19 protein-coding genes are annotated in these 20,653 nt (G+C 66.2%); 14 read left to right on the top strand and 5 right to left on the bottom strand.

Features of this window, described 5'->3' with window-relative positions; all coding sequences use genetic code 11:
• Positions 1-5 precede the first annotated feature (5 nt).
• The 3 genes from J2W36_RS05175 to J2W36_RS05165 form a co-directional block, all read right to left on the bottom strand.
• A complete protein-coding gene (locus J2W36_RS05175) occupies positions 6-962 on the bottom strand; it encodes a sulfonate ABC transporter substrate-binding protein (protein WP_307688824.1) in 957 nt (318 codons plus the stop codon).
• Between the two features lie 150 nt (positions 963-1,112).
• Positions 1,113-1,697 (bottom strand): NADPH-dependent FMN reductase, encoded by a 585-nt coding sequence (gene ssuE / locus J2W36_RS05170; protein ID WP_307688610.1) that lies wholly within the window; start codon positions 1,695-1,697, stop codon positions 1,113-1,115.
• A 36-nt stretch (positions 1,698-1,733) separates the two neighbouring features.
• A complete protein-coding gene (locus J2W36_RS05165; RefSeq protein WP_307688609.1) occupies positions 1,734-2,756 on the bottom strand; it encodes a sulfate ABC transporter substrate-binding protein in 1,023 nt (340 codons plus the stop codon).
• Positions 2,757-2,907: 151 nt separating this feature from the next.
• On the opposite strand from J2W36_RS05165, the gene J2W36_RS05160 reads away from it, so the two are divergent.
• From J2W36_RS05160 to J2W36_RS05150, 3 genes are all read left to right on the top strand, one after another.
• Positions 2,908-3,183 (top strand): oxidative damage protection protein, encoded by a 276-nt coding sequence (locus J2W36_RS05160; protein WP_307688608.1) that lies wholly within the window; start codon positions 2,908-2,910, stop codon positions 3,181-3,183.
• 20 nt (positions 3,184-3,203) lie between these two features.
• Positions 3,204-4,946, top strand: coding sequence for an FAD-dependent 5-carboxymethylaminomethyl-2-thiouridine(34) oxidoreductase MnmC1 (gene mnmC1, locus J2W36_RS05155; protein ID WP_307688607.1), 1,743 nt, complete (start codon positions 3,204-3,206; stop codon positions 4,944-4,946).
• A 112-nt stretch (positions 4,947-5,058) separates the two neighbouring features.
• Positions 5,059-5,952: a transglutaminase family protein gene (locus tag J2W36_RS05150; RefSeq protein ID WP_307688606.1), complete on the top strand. Its 894-nt coding sequence runs from the start codon at positions 5,059-5,061 to the stop codon at positions 5,950-5,952.
• Between the two features lie 62 nt (positions 5,953-6,014).
• On the opposite strand, the gene J2W36_RS05145 is transcribed toward J2W36_RS05150, so the two are convergent.
• A complete protein-coding gene (locus J2W36_RS05145; protein WP_307688605.1) occupies positions 6,015-6,449 on the bottom strand; it encodes a DUF4174 domain-containing protein in 435 nt (144 codons plus the stop codon).
• A gap of 168 nt (positions 6,450-6,617) precedes the next feature.
• On the opposite strand from J2W36_RS05145, the gene J2W36_RS05140 reads away from it, so the two are divergent.
• The 3 genes from J2W36_RS05140 (at position 6,618) to J2W36_RS05130 (ending at position 9,902) form a co-directional block, all read left to right on the top strand.
• Positions 6,618-7,409 carry an extensin-like domain-containing protein gene (locus tag J2W36_RS05140; RefSeq protein ID WP_307688604.1) on the top strand — a complete coding sequence of 264 codons (792 nt, stop codon included), beginning with the start codon at positions 6,618-6,620 and terminating at the stop codon, positions 7,407-7,409.
• 242 nt (positions 7,410-7,651) lie between these two features.
• Positions 7,652-9,445 (top strand): nitrite/sulfite reductase, encoded by a 1,794-nt coding sequence (locus tag J2W36_RS05135; RefSeq protein ID WP_307688603.1) that lies wholly within the window; start codon positions 7,652-7,654, stop codon positions 9,443-9,445.
• A 55-nt stretch (positions 9,446-9,500) separates the two neighbouring features.
• Positions 9,501-9,902, top strand: coding sequence for a DUF934 domain-containing protein (locus J2W36_RS05130; RefSeq protein ID WP_307688602.1), 402 nt, complete (start codon positions 9,501-9,503; stop codon positions 9,900-9,902).
• A 13-nt stretch (positions 9,903-9,915) separates the two neighbouring features.
• Here the strand turns inward: J2W36_RS05130 and J2W36_RS05125 are convergent, their stop codons facing one another.
• Positions 9,916-10,740, bottom strand: a complete 825-nt coding sequence (locus tag J2W36_RS05125; protein WP_307688601.1) for a DUF7822 domain-containing protein — start codon at positions 10,738-10,740, stop codon at positions 9,916-9,918.
• Positions 10,741-10,959: 219 nt separating this feature from the next.
• On the opposite strand from J2W36_RS05125, the gene J2W36_RS05120 reads away from it, so the two are divergent.
• The 8 genes from J2W36_RS05120 to J2W36_RS05085 all read left to right on the top strand — a co-directional run bounded on the left by J2W36_RS05120 (position 10,960) and on the right by J2W36_RS05085 (position 20,652).
• Positions 10,960-11,580 carry a phosphoadenosine phosphosulfate reductase domain-containing protein gene (locus J2W36_RS05120; protein WP_307688600.1) on the top strand — a complete coding sequence of 207 codons (621 nt, stop codon included), beginning with the start codon at positions 10,960-10,962 and terminating at the stop codon, positions 11,578-11,580.
• A 27-nt stretch (positions 11,581-11,607) separates the two neighbouring features.
• Positions 11,608-12,561 carry a sulfate adenylyltransferase subunit CysD gene (gene cysD / locus J2W36_RS05115; RefSeq protein ID WP_307688599.1) on the top strand — a complete coding sequence of 318 codons (954 nt, stop codon included), beginning with the start codon at positions 11,608-11,610 and terminating at the stop codon, positions 12,559-12,561.
• Positions 12,561-13,880, top strand: a complete 1,320-nt coding sequence (locus J2W36_RS05110) for a sulfate adenylyltransferase subunit 1 (protein ID WP_307688598.1) — start codon at positions 12,561-12,563, stop codon at positions 13,878-13,880. The genes cysD and J2W36_RS05110 overlap by 1 nt, the downstream gene beginning before the upstream one ends.
• A gap of 66 nt (positions 13,881-13,946) precedes the next feature.
• A complete protein-coding gene (gene fdxA / locus J2W36_RS05105; protein ID WP_307688597.1) occupies positions 13,947-14,276 on the top strand; it encodes a ferredoxin FdxA in 330 nt (109 codons plus the stop codon).
• Positions 14,234-15,298, top strand: coding sequence for an NAD(P)/FAD-dependent oxidoreductase (locus J2W36_RS05100; protein WP_307688596.1), 1,065 nt, complete (start codon positions 14,234-14,236; stop codon positions 15,296-15,298). Before fdxA ends, J2W36_RS05100 begins: the two co-directional genes overlap by 43 nt.
• Positions 15,299-15,387: 89 nt before the next feature.
• Positions 15,388-15,771 (top strand): hypothetical protein, encoded by a 384-nt coding sequence (locus J2W36_RS05095; RefSeq protein ID WP_307688595.1) that lies wholly within the window; start codon positions 15,388-15,390, stop codon positions 15,769-15,771.
• Between the two features lie 377 nt (positions 15,772-16,148).
• Positions 16,149-17,831, top strand: a complete 1,683-nt coding sequence (locus J2W36_RS05090; RefSeq protein WP_307688823.1) for a ShlB/FhaC/HecB family hemolysin secretion/activation protein — start codon at positions 16,149-16,151, stop codon at positions 17,829-17,831.
• Between the two features lie 22 nt (positions 17,832-17,853).
• On the top strand, positions 17,854-20,652 hold the full coding sequence (locus J2W36_RS05085; protein WP_307688594.1) for a two-partner secretion domain-containing protein: 2,799 nt from the start codon (positions 17,854-17,856) through the stop codon (positions 20,650-20,652).
• Position 20,653: the final 1 nt, after the last annotated feature.

Raw genomic sequence — 20,653 nt, 5'->3', positions numbered from 1 at the left:
GTGAATCAGGCGATGCCCGCGCCGGCCGCTTCGAGCAGGTTGATCTTTTTCGGGATCAGCTTGAGCTGGAAGAAGGTGTCGGCGATCTGCTGCTGCTCGGCCAGGATGGCCTTGGTGATCGGGGCGGTGCCGAACGCCTGGCGCCCGACGGAGGCATCTGCCACCGGCTTGGGCAGGCCCCAGATGCCGGCCAGTTCGGTGCCGAAAGCGTCCTTGTTGGCGGCACCCCACTGGTCGATGCGGTTGATCTCGTCGATGACGAGGTTCAACACGTCCTGGTTCTTTGCCACGTAGTCGAGCGACGAGAAGTAGTAGCCGCGGTTGCCCACCACGCCGGTGGCATCGGCCAGCACGCGGGCTTCCAGCGTCTTCTCGGCGGCGGCGAGGAACGGGTCCCAGATCACCCAGGCGTCGACCGAACCCTTCTCGAATGCGGCGCGGGCATCGGCCGGCGGCAGGTAGACCAGGTTCAGGTCGCTGTAGGGCAGACCCGCTTTCTCGAACAGCTTGACGATGAAGTAATGGACATTGCTGCCCTTGTTGAGCGCAATCTTCTTGCCGCGCAGGTCGGCCACCGTCTTGACGGCCGAACCCTTGGGCACCAGCACCGCCTCGGCCGCGGGCCGGGGGACCGTGGCCGCGACATAGGCCAGCGGCGCGCCGGCGGCCTGCGCGAAGATCGGCGGCGCTTCACCGACATCACCGAAGTCGATGGCGCCGACGTTGAGGGCTTCCAGTTGCACCGGACCGGCTGCAAACTCCGTCCACTTGATCGATACGTTGAGCGGTGCGAGCCGCTTCTCCAGCGTGCCGCGGCTCTTGAGCACGCTCAGCACGCCCTTCTGGTGGCCGATGCGCAAAGTGCGCGCAGGCGCCTGGGCCCACGCCCCCATGGAGGTCGCGAGGACGGTGGCAGCCGCCGCCTGGATCCACTGGCGGCGTGCCGAGGAATGAGGCGTCATGATTTCGGATGATTGATGCATGGGGACACCCTGTGAGTGCTTTGAATTCGGACGCGGCTCTCCCGCGCCGCTCGTCACGGCAGGAAGGCAGGAAAAAAGAGAAGAAATGCTGCGTGACCGCAGCAGCCGTGGCGACGGGCGCAGCGCCCGTCAGAAGCTACATCGCACCGATGAGAAGGCCACCGGCTCGAAGCCCTGCTGCGGCGCCAGTTTCAGGCCGTCGGTTGCCAGCGCTTGCGCTGCGTCGTCCAGGCGCAGTGCCAGGTCGGCGTGCACCTGGTAGGCACCTTCAGGCGTCAGCGTGACCTGCGCGTCGGTCGCGTACACGCCCGGCAGGATGTGACGCGCCGCGAGCGACTGCAGCACCGGCCGCAGCGTGTAGTCGAGTGCGAGCATGTGGTGCGGGCTCCCGCCCGTGGCCAGTGGCAGCACGGTCTTGCCGCGCAGCCCGTCCTGAGCCAGCAGGTCGAGAAAGACCTTCAGGATCCCCGCGTAGGCCGCCTTGTAGACCGGCGTGGCGACCACCACCACCTGCGCCGCGGCCACCTGGGCAATGGCGCGCTCGATGGCCGGGTGCGACCACTGGGCGTGGAGCAACGGCTGCGCAGGCAGGTCACGGATCCACAGGCGATCGATCGCGGCGCCGCGGCGCGCCAGGCGTTCACCCACGCTTTCGAGCAGCGCCGTCGAGCGCGAGGGGGCCGAAGGGCTTCCGGCAATCAGCAAAACAGTCACAAGGTGCTTTCGTTCGGACAGGCGCCGGGATGCGTCTTACTTGTTCACGTAGATCTGGTCGAACGAGCCGCCGTCGGCAAAGTGCGCTTTGTCCGCCTTGGCCCAGCCACCGAAGGCCTGGTCGATGGTGAACAGTGTCAGCTTCGGAAACTGGTTGTCGTACTTGGCCTTGGCCTTTTCACCGGTCGGCCGGTAGTAGTTGCGCCCGGCGATGTCCTGGCCTTCATCGGAATACAGGTACTTCAGGTACTCCTCGGCCACGGCACGCGTACCCTTCTTGTCGACCACCTTGTCGACCACGGCCACGGTGGGCTCGGCCAGGATGCTGATCGACGGCGCGACGATGTCGAACTTGTCGTCGCCGAACTCTTTCTTCGCCAGGTAGGCCTCGTTTTCCCAGGCCAGCAGCACATCGCCCACACCGCGCTGGACGAAGGTGATCGTCGAGCCGCGCGCGCCCGTGTCGAGCACCGGCACGTTCTTGTAGAGCTTGCCGACGAAGTCCTTGGCCTTGTCGTCACCGCCGTACTTGCGCTTGGCGAATTCCCAGGCCGCCAGGTAATTCCAGCGCGCGCCGCCCGAGGTCTTCGGGTTGGGGGTGATCACCTGCACGCCGGGCTTGATCAGGTCGTCCCAGTCCTTCAGGCCCTTGGGGTTGCCCTTTTTCACCAGGAACACGATGGTCGATGTGTAGGGCGCCGAATTCTGCGGCAGGCGCTTCTGCCAGTCGGCCTTGATCAGCCCGCCGTGCGATGCGACCGCGTCGATGTCGCCTGCCAGCGCCAGCGTGGCGACGTCCGCGTCGATGCCGTCGATGATCGAGCGCGCCTGCTTGCCAGAACCGCCGTGCGACTGTTTGATGACCACGTCCTGGCCGGTCTTGGCTTTCCAGTACTTCGCGAAAGCGGCGTTGTAGTCCACGTACAGCTCGCGCGTCGGGTCATACGACACGTTGAGCAGGTTGACGGTCTGGGCCATGGTCGGCAACGCCGTGAGGGCGAAACCGGCGCTGAGGGCGACGCCCATGGAAAGCTTGATAAAGTCGCGGCGAAGGCTCATGGGGTTCTTTCGAAAAAGGATCTGCGGTGACAAGCTGCAGATTCTGAAAGTTGCCCCTTCAAACTGGAACTACCGTTTCATCAGTTCTAAATAGCCAAATCAACTAAGGGCGCATCCCGCTGCGTCATAACCCACTACAAAGGCAATCCAAATGGCACGCATGGTCCAGTGCATCAAGCTCGGCAAAGAAGCAGAGGGTCTCGATTTCCCGCCCTACCCTGGCGACCTCGGCAAGCGCCTGTGGGAGAACGTGAGCAAGGAAGCCTGGGCCGCCTGGCTCAAGCAGCAGACGATGCTCGTCAACGAAAACCGGCTGAACCTGGCCGACCTGCGCGCACGCCAATACCTCGCACGCCAGATGGAAAAGCACTTCTTCGGCGAAGGCGCAGACATGGCGCAGGGCTACGTTCCACCGCCCGCGGCCTGAGGGGCATCGAGCGCACACACGTGTTGCGTTCCGGCTGCAGCCCCGCCGAGGCCTGGGCCGATGCGCCTCAATGGCGGATTCTCGAAACCGGCTTCGGTGTCGGCGCGCATTTCCTGAGGGTATGGCACGCGTGGCGCGGCGATGCGCGACGCCCGCGCATGCTGCATGTCGTGTCGATCGACGCGAATCCGGTCGCGCGCGATGCGCTGGTGCAAGCCGCTGCCGGCGCCGGCGCGGACATCGAGGCGCTGGCCGGGCAACTCGCTGCGCAATGGCGCGGGCTGCTGCCGGGATTTCATCGGCTGTCGTTCGAGGAGGGCCGTGTGTTGCTGACGCTGTGCATCGGCGACGTGCAGGCGATGCTGCGCACGCAGCGGTTCGACGCCGACAGCGTGTATCTTGACGGCGATGGGGCGCTGGCTTCGCCGGACACGCTCAAGGCGGTCTCCCGCTTCGCCCGACGCGGCACGCGTCTCTTCGCTGCGACGGGTGCGCGTGACATGCGCGATGCGCTCACGCAATGCGGCTTCCAGATTCAGCCGGCGACAGACATGCCCGCAGGGCAGCAGGCTCTGACCGGCATCTACGACCCGGCCTGGACCCCTCGGCGACGCGTGCCGGAAGCCCAACCCGCGGTCGCCGGACATTGCGCGGTGATCGGGGCCGGCCTGGCGGGCGCCGCGGTCGCGGCCAGCCTCGCGCGGCGTGGCTGGCAGGTCACCGTGCTCGACGCGGCGGCGCAGTCTGCCACGGGCGCCTCCGGCGTGCCGGTCGCGGTGATGGCGCCGCATGTGTCGCCCGACGATGCCCTGCTCTCGCGCCTGACCCGTGCCGGCATCCGCATGACGCGCCAGCAGCTCGCTCAATGGCTGGTCGAAGGCGAGGACTGGCGCGACAGCGGCGTGCTGGAGCGTCGCGCGCCGGACGATCTGCGCGTGCCGAGCGGCTGGACGGCAAACGGGCCGAACGACTCCTGGCCGGCGTCCGAGGCCCAGCGTTTCGCGGCCATGTGGCCCACAGGTGCCGCCGCGCTCTGGCACGCCAGCGGCGCCTGGGTCAAGCCCGCACGGCTGGTGCAAGCCTGGCTCGCGCAGCCCGGCATCACGCTGCGCACCGGCTGCCACGTCGCGCGCATGCAACGGGCGCCCGACGGCTGGGCCCTGCACGATGGCGATGGTCATTGCCTGCTTCAGGCCGACCGCGTGGTCCTGGCCGCAGGCTTCGGGAGTGGCCCGCTGGCGCCTGGCCAGCCGCTGCAACCCGTGCGCGGGCAGGTCAACTGGGGCCGTATGGACCAGGCACCCACGTTGCCCGCGACACCGCTGAACGGCGACGGCCACCTGATCGCGCAGGTGCCGCAGAGCGACGGCGCGATCTGGCTCACCGGCGCCAGCTTCGGCCGGGACCAGACCGACGTCAGGCCGAATGCGCAGGACAGCAGCGACAACCTCGCGCGGCTGGGGCGGCTGCATCCCCAGGCCGCGGCGCTGCTCGCCCCCCACTTCCACGGCCCAAGCGTGCAGGCTTGGGCAGGCGTGCGTTGTGCATCGGCCGACCGCCGGCCACTGGTGGGCCCTTTGATCGGCCCACTCGACGGCATCGACGATCCTGGCGGCGCCTGGCTGTGCAGCGCGCTGGGCTCGCGCGGGCTGAGCTTCGCCGTGCTGTGCGCCGAACTCCTGGCAGCCCGTTGGCATGCCGAACCGCTGCCGCTGCCCACGCGCCTGGCCGCCGCCCTGGACACAGGCCGCCCCCGGGCCTGAGCGCCCTGCAGTCTGGCGTGCGGGCGCCCAGGTCGTTCGCGCGGTGCCGTCCCGACGCAGGACCTGACGCCGACTTTCACGCCAATGACGCGCACCGGCCGCACAATGAGACATGCCAGTTCGTTACGCCATCACCCACACCACCGTCTACAAGTACAGCAAACCGGTGACCTTCGGCGAGCATCGCTTGATGTTCCGCCCGCGGGACAGCCACGATTTGCGTGTGTTGGCCACGGACCTGAAGGTCAGCCCCGACGCCATCGTGCGCATGTTTCAGGACCCCCATTCGAACTCGGTCGCGCTCGTGCAGCCGATCCAGCCGGCGCTGGAGCTGCGGCTCGAATGCTCCTTCACCATCGAGCGCGCCGACACGCCGATCGACCTGTCGCTGCTCTCGCCGTCGGCCGAGTACCTGCCCTTCGCCTATTCGCTGCAGGACCGGCTCGACCTCGAACATTACCTGCGGCCGCATCACGACGACCCGGAGGGCAAGCTCATTGCCTGGGCGCATCAGTTCCTCAAACATGAAGGCCAAACCCCCACGCGCGACCTGCTCGAGCGCATGAACCAGTTCATCAACCAGAACTTCCGCTACGAGGCGCGCGACGAAGAAGGCACGCAGACGCCCCTGCAGACGCTGGCCTACGGCAGCGGCAGTTGCCGCGATTACGCCCTGCTGATGATGGAAGCCGCACGCCGGCTCGGCGTAGCGACCCGTTTCGTCTCGGGCTACCTCTACGATGCCGCGCTCGACGTGGGCGGGGGCGTCGGCGGCGCCATGACCGGCGCGGGCGCGACCCATGCATGGCTACAGGCCTACTTGCCGGGCGCCGGTTGGGTCGCCTACGACCCGACCAACAACCTGCTGGGCGGCAGCCAGCTCATTCGCGTCGGCGTGGCGCGCGACCCCGCCTTTGCCGCGCCCGTTTCGGGCACTTGGTATGGGGACCCGGACTCCTATGTCGGGCTGGAGGCGACGGTCGAGGTGCACCGCCTCCCGGTGTGAGAGCCGCGAGCGCGGCACAGGCACCTCTTCGCGCGCCGCTGACCTGACAAAAAATCGTCCGCTCAGCGTCGGCGCATCGGCATGCGGTCGATCTCGGCGAACACCGCCTGCAGATCGACATCCGGGCCTTCGGTCATCTTGATCCCGCCGTCCTTGCCGATCAGCAGGAACGTCGGCGGACCTGCGGGGTCGAGTTGGAGCGCATTGAGCAGAGCGCCGGTGTGCGTCGCACTCAATGCCCTGCCGTTGCGACGGCCCTTGCCGCCCACCACGGTATATAACACCATCTCGCGGTCGAGGAAGGCCTCACGCGTGGCGGTCTGCCTGAGCGCGGACTCGACACGGGCCAGCAACGCATCGCCAGGCGCCGGCACGACCACCACCACCGGCCGAGTCTTCCAACGTTCGGCAACCAGCGGGTTGCTCTCGACGGCCGCGGCGGCCAGGGGCACGGCAAGCCAAAGGGCGAAGACGGCGAACTTGAGGCGCTTGGACATAGAGATTCACCTGCGAGGACGAGAGGGCTTGCCCTCATTTGTAGCGCGGCTGCAGCCCACCGCCTGCCGGACAGCGCCCCGCCCTGTCTTCGGAGGCGATGAATGCGTCGGTTCAGGGCGCGTCCTGTCCTGCACCCACCAGCATGCGCACGGTCTATACCGTGCGCCATGCCGTCCCCGCATCCGACCGAAGCACCCCGCCGCCTGCCATGGAGACGGTGGGCCACCCTCATCCTGCTCTTGCTGCTCGCTGGCACAGGCATGGCGCTGTATCGCGGCGCGCTCACCGTACCTGATCGCTTCAATCCCTGGGCGCCGCTCGACGTGCAGGCACCGCCCGATCTGCTGACGGGCTTCAAACTGTCGCGCGCACGGGCGGACCCGCTGCGCTGCATGCAGGCGCTTGCGCGCACCGGCATGCAGTTCGATGTTTTGCCCGATCGCGTGACGGGGCCAGGCTGCGGCTTCGAGAACGCGGTCCGCTTGCGCACGGCACCGGTGCGCCTGGGCACGCCTTTGGCGCTGAGTTGCCCGGTCGCGCTGTCCTTCTTCCTGTGGGAGCGGCATGCACTGCAGCCTGCAGCGCAGGCCCACTTCGGTGAGCGCGTGGCGTCGATCGACCACCTGGGCAGCTATGCCTGCCGCAATGTGAACCGCGGCGAAGGCGCAACGCCGGGCGCCTCGCGCAGCCGGCACGCCACTGCCAACGCCGTGGACATTGCAGCCTTCACACTGACCAGTGGACGGCGGATCAGCCTGGTGCGCGATTGGAAGGCCGCCGAGACAAGCCCCAGGGTAGACAGCGCGACGAATCCGCCGACAGACGCGGCAGCCGGCCTGCTGCACGATGCGCACAAGGGTGCCTGTCGCTACTTCACCGGCGTGCTCGGCCCCGACTACAACGCCGCACATCGCGACCATTTCCATCTGGAGACGGGCGGCTACCGCATGTGCCGCTGACCTGTCGCGCGCAGCGAGTCCCGCAACGCGCGACAATCAAGAGGCCGTCGCGGTGCCCATCGCCGCAGGCCGCCTTATCTGGAAAACGTCTTTGACCGCCCTGAAACCCGCATGGGCATTGGTGAATAAGCTTATCCGCATAAGGCGCGAACCAAAAAATAGTTTGCTTCCATAAGGCTCGGTTCTACAGTTCTCGGCTTCCTGCTGCCGGCGTGGACCCACGCTTTCTCGCCAGACACACGATGTACCAATACACAGATTTCGACCGTCAGTTCGTGCGCCAACGTGCCGCGCAATTTCGCGACCAGCTCGAACGCTGGCAGGCCGGCACGCTTGCCGAAGACGAATTCAAGCCGCTGCGCCTGCAGAACGGCTGGTATGTGCAGCGCTACGCCCCCATGCTGCGCGTGGCCGTGCCCTACGGTGAACTGTCGAGCCGCCAGCTGCGCGTGCTCGCCCGCATTGCCCGCGAGTACGACGAACCCGAAGCCGAGGTCTACCGCCGCGCGACCGAGAAGCAGGGCCTGCTGGGCACCAAGCACCTGCCCACGCACTACGGCCACTTCACCACGCGCCAGAACGTCCAGTTCAACTGGATTCCGCTGGCCAAGAGCGCCGACGTGATGGACCTGCTCGCCACGGTCGACATGCACGGCATCCAGACCAGCGGCAACTGCATCCGCAACATCACCAGCGACGAGCGTGCCGGCGTTGCGCACGACGAGATCGCCGACCCGCGCCCCTTCGCCGAGATCATGCGGCAGTGGAGCACGCTGCACCCCGAATTCGCCTTCCTGCCACGCAAGTTCAAGATCGCGATCACCGGCGCCGCCGAAGACCGCGCCGCCACGGGCTGGCACGACGTGGGGCTGCACCTGATCAAGAACGAGGCCGGCGAGCTCGGCTTCCGCGTGCAGGTGGGCGGCGGCATGGGCCGCACGCCGATCATCGGCACGGTGCTGCGCGAGTTCCTGCCGTGGAACCAGATCATGAATTACCTGGAAGCCGTGGTGCGGGTCTACAACCGCTACGGCCGCCGCGACAACATCTACAAGGCCCGCATCAAGATCCTGGTGAAGGCCGAGGGCCAGCGCTACATCGACGACGTCGAGGCCGAATACAAGCAGATCATCGAGCACGACGGCGCGCCGCACACCATCACGCAGGCCGAGTTCGACCGCGTGGCCGCGTCCTTCGTGCCGCCCGCGCTCGCCACCCGCGTGCTGCAGAGCGCCGAGCAGACCGAGGCCGCGCTGCGCCAGCACGCGGCCGACGACGTGATGTTCGCGCGCTGGCTGGCGCGCAACGTGGCGCCGCACCAGAACCCCGCGCTGCGCGCCGTCACGCTGTCGTTCAAGCGCCTGAAGCAGGCGCCCGGCGACGCGTCGGCCGACCAGCTCGACACGGCCGCCCACCTGGCCGACCGCTTCAGCGCCGGCGAGGCCCGCGTCACGCACGACCAGAACCTGCTGCTGCCCTGGGTACACGCCGAAGACCTGCATGCGCTGTGGCTGGCCGCGCGCGAGGCCGGCTTCGCGAGCGCCAACGTGCGCCTGCTCACCGACATGATCGCCTGCCCCGGCGGCGACTTCTGCGACCTGGCGAACGCCCGCTCGATTCCCATCGCGGAGGCGATCACCGAGCGCTATCAGGACCTCGATGAACTCGACGACCTGGGCGAAATCGATCTGCACATCAGCGGCTGCATTAACAGCTGCGGCCACCACCACAGCGGCCACATCGGCATCCTCGGCGTCGACAAGGACGGCAAGGAGTGGTACCAGGTGTCGCTCGGCGGCTCGGACGGCTCCGACCTGAGCGGTGCGCCGCTGGCCGGCAAGGCCGTCGGCCCGTCCTTCACCGGCGCCGAGGTGCCTGAGGTGATCGAGGCTGTGCTCACGACCTACCGCGACACGCGCCAGGTCATCGACGGCAAGCGGGAGACCTTCATCGACACGCTGCGCCGGGTCGGGCCCGACCCGTTCAAGGCCGCCGCCAACGGTGCGCGATTCAAGGCTGAAGAGGTGGCAGCATGAGCCGCCGGGCCGCTCCCAAAGCGAATATCGCAGCGCGTAGCGCGGAGATTTCCGAATGAACAAGACCCTGCAACTGATCGCCGCCGAAGACCATGTCGACGACGGCAACCCCAAGGTACTGCAGCTGGCGAACGACGCCGACCCGCTCGCCATCGAAGTGTGCCTGCAGGACATCGAGCGCATCGACCTGCACTTCCCGAAGTTCACCGATGGCCGGGCCTACAGCCAGGCCTTCCTGCTGCGCCGGCGCATGGGTTTCACGGGCGAGATCCGCGCCACGGGCGACGTGCTGATCGACCAGCTGGTGCAGATGCAGCGCATGGGCTTCACCAGCGCCGTGCTGCGCGAAGGCGTCGACGCCTCGGCGGCCCAGCGCCAGTTCGACCGCTTCGCCGCGTTCTACCAGGGCGATGCCGTGAAGGCCGAGCCGCATTTCGCGGCATCCACCGGCGCTTGAGGACGACGCCGCGTCAGTTCTTGGCTTCGTGGGCCTCGAACTCGGCGCGGTTGAACAAGCCGAAGTAGAGCACCTCGGACCAGTTCGTGAGCCCCAGGGGCTTGTCGGTCGCACCGGTTCGCGTGCTGTCGCAGTCGTCGTCGAAGCGCAAACCGAAGAAGGCGTCGAGCGGCGGCGCAGCTTCCTCGGCAGCCGCCAGCCTCAGCAACTGCGCCGCCTCGTGGAGGTCGGCCGGCAACGCGTCGAAGGCAGCGCCGACCTGGCGGCAGGTTTCGATTTCAGCCTCGACGCATTGACGCAGGCCGTCCTCCTCGCCTTCCGTCATGGTGTCGAGCTCAATGGTTTCGAGCAGCAGGAACTCGTCGCGATGCGCCTCCAGGAAAGCGACGGCTTCGTCCAGCCAGGCAGGGAAATACGCCATCGCTGCGGATGAGTCGGCGGACGCGGGGGCAGGCGTTGCGGCGCGCGAAGGGGCGTTCGAAAAGATCTGCTTGAAACGCCCCACGATGGATGCAGGTGGCTCTGGCGGCGCTGGCTGAACGGGCGGCGCAGACACCGCAAGAATCTTCAGTATCTCGGCGAAGCGCGTGACCCGCTCCAGGCCCGGTGCGAACGGGCTGCTGATCGCATACAAACGGGTTTCCTTGTCGCTTTCTTCGTCGTGGTCCAGGCCATCGGCCACGAGCGACGCGCACAACTGCGGATCGGCCGACATCAGGAGCCGGTAGATGAAGGGCACGTCGTAGGCCCATTCCGAGAGGCCCGCAATCGTCTCAGGCCGATCGTCGTATGAGGTCGGCCGGTTGCTCAGGCTGTAAAGGTAAGACCGGTTGGCCATGCAATCTCCTTGTCTTCCCGCACCGCCAATGCGGCAGGTACAGGCAGTCTACCGTTTCAACGGCCGCACCAGCCTTATCCGGATTGGCGTGGAAATCGCCCCGCAAGCCGCATGAACACTGGTGCATTTGCTTATCCGAATAAAGCGCGAACTAAAAGATCGTTTGCATTCATAAGGCACCTGCCTAAAGTTCAGTTCCACACCGAAATCTTTCGCCACATGAGCATCGACCTCGAACACGTCAACGCCGAACTCGGCCGCAATGCGCAGGGCCTGGTGGACTGGGCCATCGGCCTGGGCCAGACCCCGATCGTCACCACCAATTTCCGCCCTTTCGAGGCGGTGATCCTGCACATGGTCGCGCGGGCGAAGCCCGACGTGCCCGTCGTGTGGATGGACAACGGCTACAACACCGAGGCCACCTACCGCTTCGCCGACGAGGTGACCCGGCAACTCGGCCTGAACCTGCACATCTACCTGCCGCGCCGCTCGCGTGCGCATCGCGAAGCCGTCGAAGGGCCGACACCGGCGCTGGACGACCCGCGCCACGCCGCGTTCACCGAAGAGGTCAAGCTGGAGCCCTTTGCCCGGGCGCTGCGCGAGACGGCACCGAAGGTCTGGTTCACCGCATTGCGGGCGACCGACACGGCCGTACGCGCGCAGATGGAGCCGGTCAGCATCAACCCGGACGGCCTGATCAAGGTGGCGCCGCTGCTGCACTGGTCGTCCAAGGACCTGCACGCGTACTGCCAGACCCACGGCCTGCCCAACAACTTCGACTACGTGGACCCGACCAAGGGCGAAGACAACCGCGAGTGCGGCCTGCACATTGCGCACTGACGTCCGACACCACTCCAACGCCCTCCGATGAACGCTCGAACCGAAGCCGAACGCCTGCTGCCCGACATGCACTCCCCCGCGCGCCTCTCCAACACCCACCTCGACGCCCTGGAGGAAGAAGCCATCTTCATCCTGCGCGAGGTCGCTGCCGCCTTCGAGCGCCCGACCCTGCTGTTCTCCGGCGGCAAGGACTCGCTGGTGCTGCTCAAGTGCGCTGAAAAGGCCTTTGGTACCGGCCGCATCCCCTACCCGCTGCTGATGATCGACACGGGGCACAACTTCCCCGAGGTCACCGACTTCCGCGACCTGCGCGCGAAAGAACTGGGCGCGGAACTCATCGTGCGCAGCGTCGAAGACTCCATGGCGCGCGGCACCGTGCGCCTGGCGCATGCCGGCGAGTCACGCAATGCGCATCAGTCGGTCACCCTGCTCGAAGCCATCGAGGAGTTCCGCTTCGATGCGCTAATCGGTGGCGCCCGCCGCGACGAGGAAAAGGCGCGTGCCAAGGAACGCATTTTTTCGCACCGCGATGCCTTCGGCCAATGGCAACCCAAGGACCAGCGTCCCGAACTCTGGACGCTGTTCAACACGCGCCTGGCGCCGGGCGAGCATTTCCGCGTGTTCCCGATTTCCAACTGGACCGAACTGGACGTGTGGCAGTACATCGAGCGCGAGCACATCGCACTGCCTTCGATCTACTACACCCACAAGCGCGAAGTGGTCGAGCGCCGCGGCCTGCTGGTGCCGGTGTCGCCACTCACGCCGGCACGCGACGGCGAGCAGATTCAGGTGCGTGACGTGCGCTTTCGCACCGTGGGCGACATCACCACCACCTGCCCGGTCGAGAGCCTGGCCGCTGATGCCGGCGACGTGGTCATCGAAACGCTCACGGTCGACGTGAGCGAGCGTGGTGCCACGCGCATGGACGACATGACCTCTGAAGCTTCGATGGAGAAGCGCAAGAAAGACGGGTACTTCTGATGACCTCCACCACCCTCGAATCCAACGTTGCCGCCGACACCGGCGCTGCCCTGCGCTTCATCACCTGCGGCTCGGTCGACGACGGCAAGAGCACGCTCATCGGCCGCCTGCTGGTCGACAGCAAGACGGTGCTGCAAGACCAGCTCGCGGGTGTGCAGCGCGGCGGTGAAACCGACCTGGCGCTGTTGACCGACGGCCTGTCGGCCGAGCGCGAACAGGGCATCACGATCGACGTGGCCTACCGCTACTTCGCCACCGCGCAGCGCAAGTTCATCATCGGCGATGCACCAGGGCATGAACAGTACACGCGCAACATGGTCACGGCCGCTTCCAGCGCCGATGCGGCCGTGGTGCTCGTCGACGCGACCAAACTGCCTTGGGCTGCCGAAGTCGGCGACGGCGAAGTGGTTCGCCGCGAACTGCTCGCACAGACGCGCCGCCACACGCTGCTATGCAGTCTGCTGCGCGTGCAGTCGATCGTGTTCGCCGTGAACAAGCTCGACGCCATCGACAACGCGGCGCTCGCCTTCGAGCGCATCTCGACAGCGCTGCACGACTTTGCCGGAGCCGCGGGCGTCCAGGTCGCGGCCATCGTGCCGCTGTCCGCCCTCAAGGGCTGGAACGTAGTCACGCGCCATGCCGACTGGTGCGGCTACGAAGGCCCGAGCCTGCTCGAGCTGCTCGAACAACTGCCCGTGACCGCGCAGGACGAGGCTGTGCCCTTCGCCTTTCCCGTGCAGTGGGTCGAGAAGTTCTCGTCCTCGTCGGACACGTCTCAGGGCCGCCGCGTGTTCTGGGGCCGCGTCGCGGCGGGCCAGGTCGCACCGGGCCAGACCATCGCCGTGATGCCCAGCGGAAAGACCGCGACGGTGGCGCAGGTACTGAACCATGTGCGCGAGCCGATGGCCGTGCATGCGGGCCACAGCGCCGGCATCGTGCTCGACCGCGAACTGGACGTGTCGCGCGGCGACTGGCTGCTGGCCCCCGACGCCTTCGAGCCCGTGCGGGAGATCACGGCCACGGTTGCATGGCTCGACGACGAACCGCTGGTGCCAGGCCGGATTTACTGGGCGCTGCAAGGCCACCGCTGGGTGAAAGCCAAGGTCGCGCGCATCGTCGACCGGGTCAACATCACGACGCTGGCTTCGGAGCCTGCGACCCAGCTCGAAGCCAATTCGATTGGCGACGTGGTGCTTGCGCTGCAACAGCCGCTGGCCGTCCTGCCCTTTGCGCAATCGCGCACGCTGGGCTCGCTGGTGCTGGTCGACACGGCATCGCACAAGACCTCGGCGGCCGTGCTCGTGCGCCCCGCCGCCTGAAGCCCTAAAATACAGGGTTTCCTCTCTTCGATTCACTCTGCGCCCGCGCATCCCGGCCCCAAGAAAATGACCCACGTCGTCTCCGATTCCTGCATCCGCTGCAAATACACCGATTGCGTCGACGTGTGTCCCGTGGACTGCTTCCGCGAAGGCCCCAACATGCTGGTGATCGATCCGGACGAATGCATCGACTGCGCCGTGTGCATTCCCGAGTGCCCGGTCAACGCGATCTACGCCGAAGAGGACCTGCCGGCCGATCAGCTGGTGTTCATCAAGCTCAACGCCGAACTGGCGCTGGCCGACGGCTGGAAGAGCATCACCAAGCGCAAGCCCGCCCTGCCCGACCATGAAGAGTGGAAGGACAAGACCGGCAAGCTGTCGGAGCTGGTGCGCTGACCCCAGGCGCTGACGCCCCCATCCAGACCGACGCGCTGATCATCGGCGCCGGTCCGGTGGGGCTGTTCCAGGCCTTCCAGCTGGGCCTGCTCGAAATTTCCAGCCACATCGTCGACGCCCTGCCCCATGCGGGCGGCCAATGCGTCGAGCTGTACGGCGACAAGCCCATCTACGACATTCCCGGCGTGCCCGCGACCACCGGGCGCGGACTGGTGGCATCGCTGCTGCAGCAGCTGGCGCCATTCAAGCCGCATTTCCACCTTGGCCAGCAGATCGCGACGCTCGTGCAACGCGACGATGGTCGCTGGGCACTGGGCACCACGCGTGGCGCGCAATTCATCGCCCGCACCGTGTTCATCGCTGCCGGCGTCGGTGCCTTCGTGCCGCGACGGCTGACCCTTGACGGCATCGACGCGCTCGAAGGCGACCGCCTGTTCTATCACCCCGGAGCGCTCGACCGCTTCCACGGCCAGGCCGTGGTGGTGAACGGCGGCGACGACGCGGCGCTCGACACCGCGCTCGCGCTGACAGGCCATGCCGCCGAAGTCACGCTGCTGCACCGGCGCGACGTGTTCCAGGCGGACGAGGCCAAGGTCGAGGCGCTGCGCACCCAGGTGGCAGCGGGCACGCTGCAATTGCGGATCGGCCAGCCCACGGCCTTCGACGGCAGCCAGCTGACGGTGTCGACGCCGGAGGGCACGACCCTGACGCTGGCGCTCGACGCCCTTGTCGTCTGCAACGGCATCTCGCCCCGGCTCGGCCCGATCGCCGACTGGGGGCTCGCACTCGAACGCAAGCAGATCCCGGTCGACACCGGGAAGTTCGAAACCCAGCTGCCCGGCGTGTTCGCCGTCGGCGACATCAACACCTACCCGGGCAAACGCAAGCTGATCCTCTGCGGCTTTCACGAAGCCACCCTGGCAGCGTGGGGTGCCACCGCATACGTGTTCCCGGGCAAGGCGGTGCCGCTGCAGTACACGACCACCAGCCCACGCCTGCAGGCGCTGCTCAAGGGCGGCTGAACTTCACCACGCTTGCGCGGCGCCTGGTGTTCACCCGGAGAGGTCTTGAGAGACCGGCATCCGGCCCGATTTGGCCACGGATCGGATCATTGAGTGATCTCTTGCACGCCAAGGGCGGTGTGGCCAGCCTCTCCGCATCGCACCTGATGCCTCAGCACTTGCCGCCGAAGACGTCGATATCGGGCCAGCACTGGCAGAGCACGCCGGGCACACCGCTGATGTTGTTTCGCTTGATGCGCTGGGGCAAGCTCGCGGCGCTCCGGTTGTGGATGCCGATGGATCTGCTCATCGCGCCAAGCCCGGGCTTGCGTCAAGGCCACCTCGCGCCCGCCATGGGTGCTGAAGGCGAACGTCCTGGCAATGGCCTTGCCACCGCGCTTGAGATTGACGATCCACTTGATCGCGTGCTCGGTGACGCCGTACATCGCGTCTTGCTTACGGATCGGTCCAGACATCTGTGTCGACGGGAATAGCGGTTCTCTTGCGCGTTTTGCGCGCCGGTCCAGGCCGGGCCGTGAACCACATGCGCTCGTTCTGGCGCGTTCGTTCCTCGACATCAGACGCTCAGCCCCGCTGAAGGCCAACTCGAACTGCTGACGCGCCAGAACCGACGAAAGTTGTGAAGGTCTGCGAGTCCTCGTGGATTTCCAACGCACGACAAGCCGCGCGCGAGGCCTTTCACGCCATGCGCTAAAATGCCGCACCAGAAAATAGGATTACCAGCATCCACCAAATGCTTTCTTATTATCCACGAAAATAACAACCTGAGTTTGCATTTGTGTATTCAAGCAACAATAAATTCATATTTGGTGGAGATGCGCTGTATCGGGACGCCAGGTTGTGCCTGGCAGTGCTCGGCGCACTGTGCTTTTCGTTCTCGGCTCACGCGCAGTCCGTTTCAGCGCCACAACCCTTCGTTGAGGAGCAGCGCCAACAGGAGCGCGAGCGCGCCCTGCGTGAACAGCAGGAGCGCAGCGTGGATGCCCGCATCCCCGCCGATGCGAAACCAGCCGTTGCCCTCCTTTCCGCCTCGGAGAACCCCTGCTTTGTCGTGGACCGGCTGAGGCTGGACGGCGAACTTTCAGATGACTTCGATTGGAGCCTTGCTGCTGCCGGCGGCGATGCCGGCAAGGACTCGCCGCTCGGGCGTTGCCTAGGGGCCGAAGGCATCAACACCGTGGTTACACGTGTGCAGCAGGCCATTGTGGATAGGGGTTACACCACCACACGTGTGCTTGCTGGTCGGCAAGACCTTAGTAACAAAGTTCTTACGCTGACGTTGATCCCCGGGCGAGTTCCATCGGTCCGGTTCGCCGATGCGTCGGTCCTGCCGACGACTCTGCGCAATGCGATCCCCATCAAGCCAGGTGATCTGCTCAACCTGCGCGACATCGAGCAGGGCCTGGAGAACCTCAAGCGCCTGCCGACGGTCGAGGCCGACATCCAGATCGAGCCGTCCAAGGCGCCAGGCGCACGCCCCGGCGACAGCGACCTGGTCGTCAAGTACAGCCAGAAGGTTCCGCTGCGCACGACGCTAAGCCTGGACGACACGGGCACCGAAGCCACCGGCAAGACGCAGACGGGACTGACCGTGGCCTGGGATGGCCCGCTCGGCCTGAACGACCTGGCCTACGTCAGCCTGAACCACGATGCCTTCAATCACGAGGGTCAGGGCACCAGCGGGCAGACGGTTCACTACTCCGTCCCATTCGGATACTGGCTCCTTGGCTTCAATGGCAGCCAGAGCCGGTATCACCAGTCCGTCGCCGGCCTCAGCGAGAACTACGTCTACGCCGGAGAGACCCGAAATGCCGAGGTCAAGCTCTCCCGCCTGATCTACCGCGACCAGCGCCGCAAGACGACGGTGGCGATCCGAGGCTTCCGGCGTGCGTCGAACAATTTCATCGACGACACCGAAGTTGAAGTGCAGCGGCGTGTTGTGGGCGGATGGGAAGCGAGCCTCAACCACCGCGAGTTCATCGGCGATGCCACCCTGGACGGAACGCTGGCCTACCGACGTGGCACTGGTGCATTCGGGGCATTGCCGGCACCCGAAGAGTTCTTCGGCGAAGGGACCTCCCGTCTGAAGCTCTACACGGCCGACGTGAACCTCAATGCGCCCTTCCAGCTCGGCTCGCAGAAGCTGCGCTACACGGCGCTGTGGCGCACGCAATGGAACCGCACCCCGCTCACGCCGCAGGACCGGTTCTCCATTGGTGGACGCTACACAGTGCGCGGTTTCGACGGCGAGACCAGTCTCATGGGCGAACGCGGTTGGATCCTTCGCAACGACCTGGGCATCGCACTGGGGCAAAGCGGCGCGGAGCTCTATGCCGGGGTCGACTACGGCGAGGTCGGTGGGCCATCCACGCAGTACCTGCTGGGACGCCATCTCGCCGGTGGCGCCGTCGGCTTGAGAGGCGCCTTCAAGGGGCTGAACTACGACCTCTTCGTTGGGGCGCCGATCTCCAAGCCCGAGGGCTACCGCACGGCCAAGGTGACCGGCGGGGTCAATTTCAACTACAGCTTCTGAACGAGCACAGGGAGGCAACGCCATGAACAAGAATTTCCACCGCGTCATCTTCAACGCCGCACGCGGTGTTCGAATGGTGGTTCAGGAGACGGCCAAGAGCGCCGGCAAAGCCACCAGCGGCAGCACCGGTGCCGTTGTCAACGTGGCTGCGATTGCGGGCGCGCTGATGAGCGCTCCCTTGCATGCCCAGATCGTGGCTGATCCGAAGGCACCGGGCAGTCAACGACCCACAGTCTTGGTGGCTCCCAACGGTGTTCCCTTGGTGAACATACAGACTCCAAGCGCCGCAGGTGTGTCACGAAACGTCTACCGGCAATTCGACGTCAATAGCAATGGCGTCATTCTGAATAACAGCAGAACGAACGTCCAGACCCAGCTCGGCGGATTCGTGCAGGGCAATCCTTGGATGTCCGCCGGCTCGGCCCGCGTCATCGTCAACGAGGTCAACAGCGCCAACCCGAGCTATCTGCGCGGGTTCGTTGAAGTGGCCGGCCCACGCTCCGAAGTGGTCATCGCCAATCCCTCAGGCATTCAGGTCGACGGCGGCGGCTTCATCAACGTCAATCGTGCGACGCTGACCACTGGTACACCACAGTACGGCGCGTCGGGCAGTCTGGACAGCTACGTCGTGCGTGGTGGAACGATCGGCATCTCCGGCTCGGGCCTGGATGCGAGCAGCACCGAATCGCTGTCCATTCTTTCAAGGGCCTTCGAACTCAGCGGCGCACTCCACGCCACCGATCTCACCGTGGTCGCAGGCGCGAACCAGGTCGCTGCCGACCTGAGCGGCATCACGCCCATCGCGGGAAATGGAAGTGCGCCCTCCTATGCGATCGACGTCGCCCAGTTGGGCGGGATGTATTCAAACCACATCGCGCTCATCGTCAACGAACAAGGCGTCGGTGCGAGGAACACCGGCACCATCCAGACCTCCACAGGCTCCTACACCCTGGCGGGCGCTGGCAAGCTGACGCTCTCGGCGGACGGCGTGCTGGAGAACAGCGGGCTCATCCAGACATCCTCCGACGCCGACATCCGCGTGGCCGGCCTGGCGAACAGCGGAACGATCCAGAGTGGAGCAAGCCTGGCGGTCGCTACTCAAAGTGACCTCGCAAACCAGATCGGTGGCACCGGCGGCACGCTGGAAGGCCAGCGGGTCGAATTGAGCAGCGCAGCGGGCAACATTGACAACCGCGGCGGCACTATCCGCCAGACCAGCGCAGCCGCCCTCACAGTCACGGGACCGAACCTCAGCAACACGAACGCAGGTTTTATCGGCGCAGAACCGGTTGCGGCGTCAGGAAGTGGCAGCTCGGGCAGTAGTGGCTCGGGGAGCACTTCATCGGGCAGCGGAGCTTCGGAAAGTTCGGGCGCATCCGGGGGCACTTCTGGAACGACCACGGGTGGCAGCACCGGCGGTAGCACAACGACACCCGCAGTCGTCTCCCCTGGCTCGCTCACCGCTGCAGGCAGCATCCTCAATGACGGCGGCAAGCTCTACGCCGGTGGCGACATCGCCCTGCAGACCCCGAACGTCAACAACGACGGTGGCACGCTCAACGTCGCGAGCATGGCGCTGAGCGGCCCCTCGTTCAGCAACGCGGGCGGCACGCTCAATGTGAGCAACACCTTCACCGCGAACGTCGGCACGCTGAACAACACCGGCGGCAGTCTGAGTGCGGGCAGCATTGCCATCGTGACCACCGGTGACCTGAACAACCAGGGCGGCACGCTGGCGAGCGATAGCGCGGTGGATGTCACTGTCGGCGGCGCCGCGGACAACAGCAACGGCACCGTCTCGGCCGTCGGAGCGCTGAACGCCACCGTCTCAGGCGCCCTGGACAACACCTCGGGCAAGCTGCTCGGCAACACCACTGTGACCGTGGCGGCAGGTGCGCTGAACAATACGCAAGGTTCGGTGCAATCCAGCAGTGGCACGACGCAGCTCGTCGTCACCCATCAGCTCCTGAACGACAAGGGCAGCATCGGTGCAGGTACTGACCTGTCCGTTCAGGCCGGCAGCCTCGCCAACACCGGCACGCTGCGCGCCGAGCGCGACAGCACCGTCACCGTGGCAAGCGCGCTCACCAACGATGGGAGCGTGACCGCGGGCGGCAATACCACCGTCAGTGCGGGAAGCCTGACCGGCAATTCCAACGGCGTGCTGGGCGCAGGCATCAAGGCGGACGGCACGCTGGGATCTGCTGGCGATCTGACGATCACCACGACGGGTTCGCTCCAGGCGGCAGGGACTGTACTGGCCGCCGGGAACATCGCGGCTCAAGGTGCCAGCACCGATCTGTCGGGCAGCAAGACCAGCGGCGCCAACATCGCCCTGACCGCCGCCAGCGGCGATGTGACGACCAGCCATGCGACGGTGACGACGATGGGCACCCTCAGCGTCACAGCGAACACCTCCACAAGCCAGTCGCTGGTCAACGATGCCGGGGAGCTGAGCGCGGGCCAACTGGACCTCCATGCGTCCAACATCCAGAACACGAACGCGGGCCAGATCGTACAGACGGGCACAGGGCAGACCGCCATCGCCGTCACCGGCACCCTCGCAGCGCGGGAGCGCCTGGACATCGCAACGGACACACTGACCGATCAAGACGGCGCGCTCATCCTGAGCCTGGGTGACATGGCGGTCGGCGGCAGCCTGGACGCCAACCGCCATGCCATGGGACAGGCCAATGTGCTCACCAACAAAGCCGCCACCCTGCAGGCCACGGGCAACATGACCATTGGCGCCGGTACCCTGAACAACCTCAACGGTGGCGTGAGCTACCCGGGCAAACGCAAGCTGATCCTCAGCGCCTAGA

This window comes from Variovorax ginsengisoli (assembly GCF_030811835.1).
GTDB lineage: Bacteria > Pseudomonadota > Gammaproteobacteria > Burkholderiales > Burkholderiaceae_C > Variovorax > Variovorax ginsengisoli_C.
Note: the sequence above shows the minus strand (reverse complement) of the source record. Positions and strands in the feature narration are given on the sequence as shown.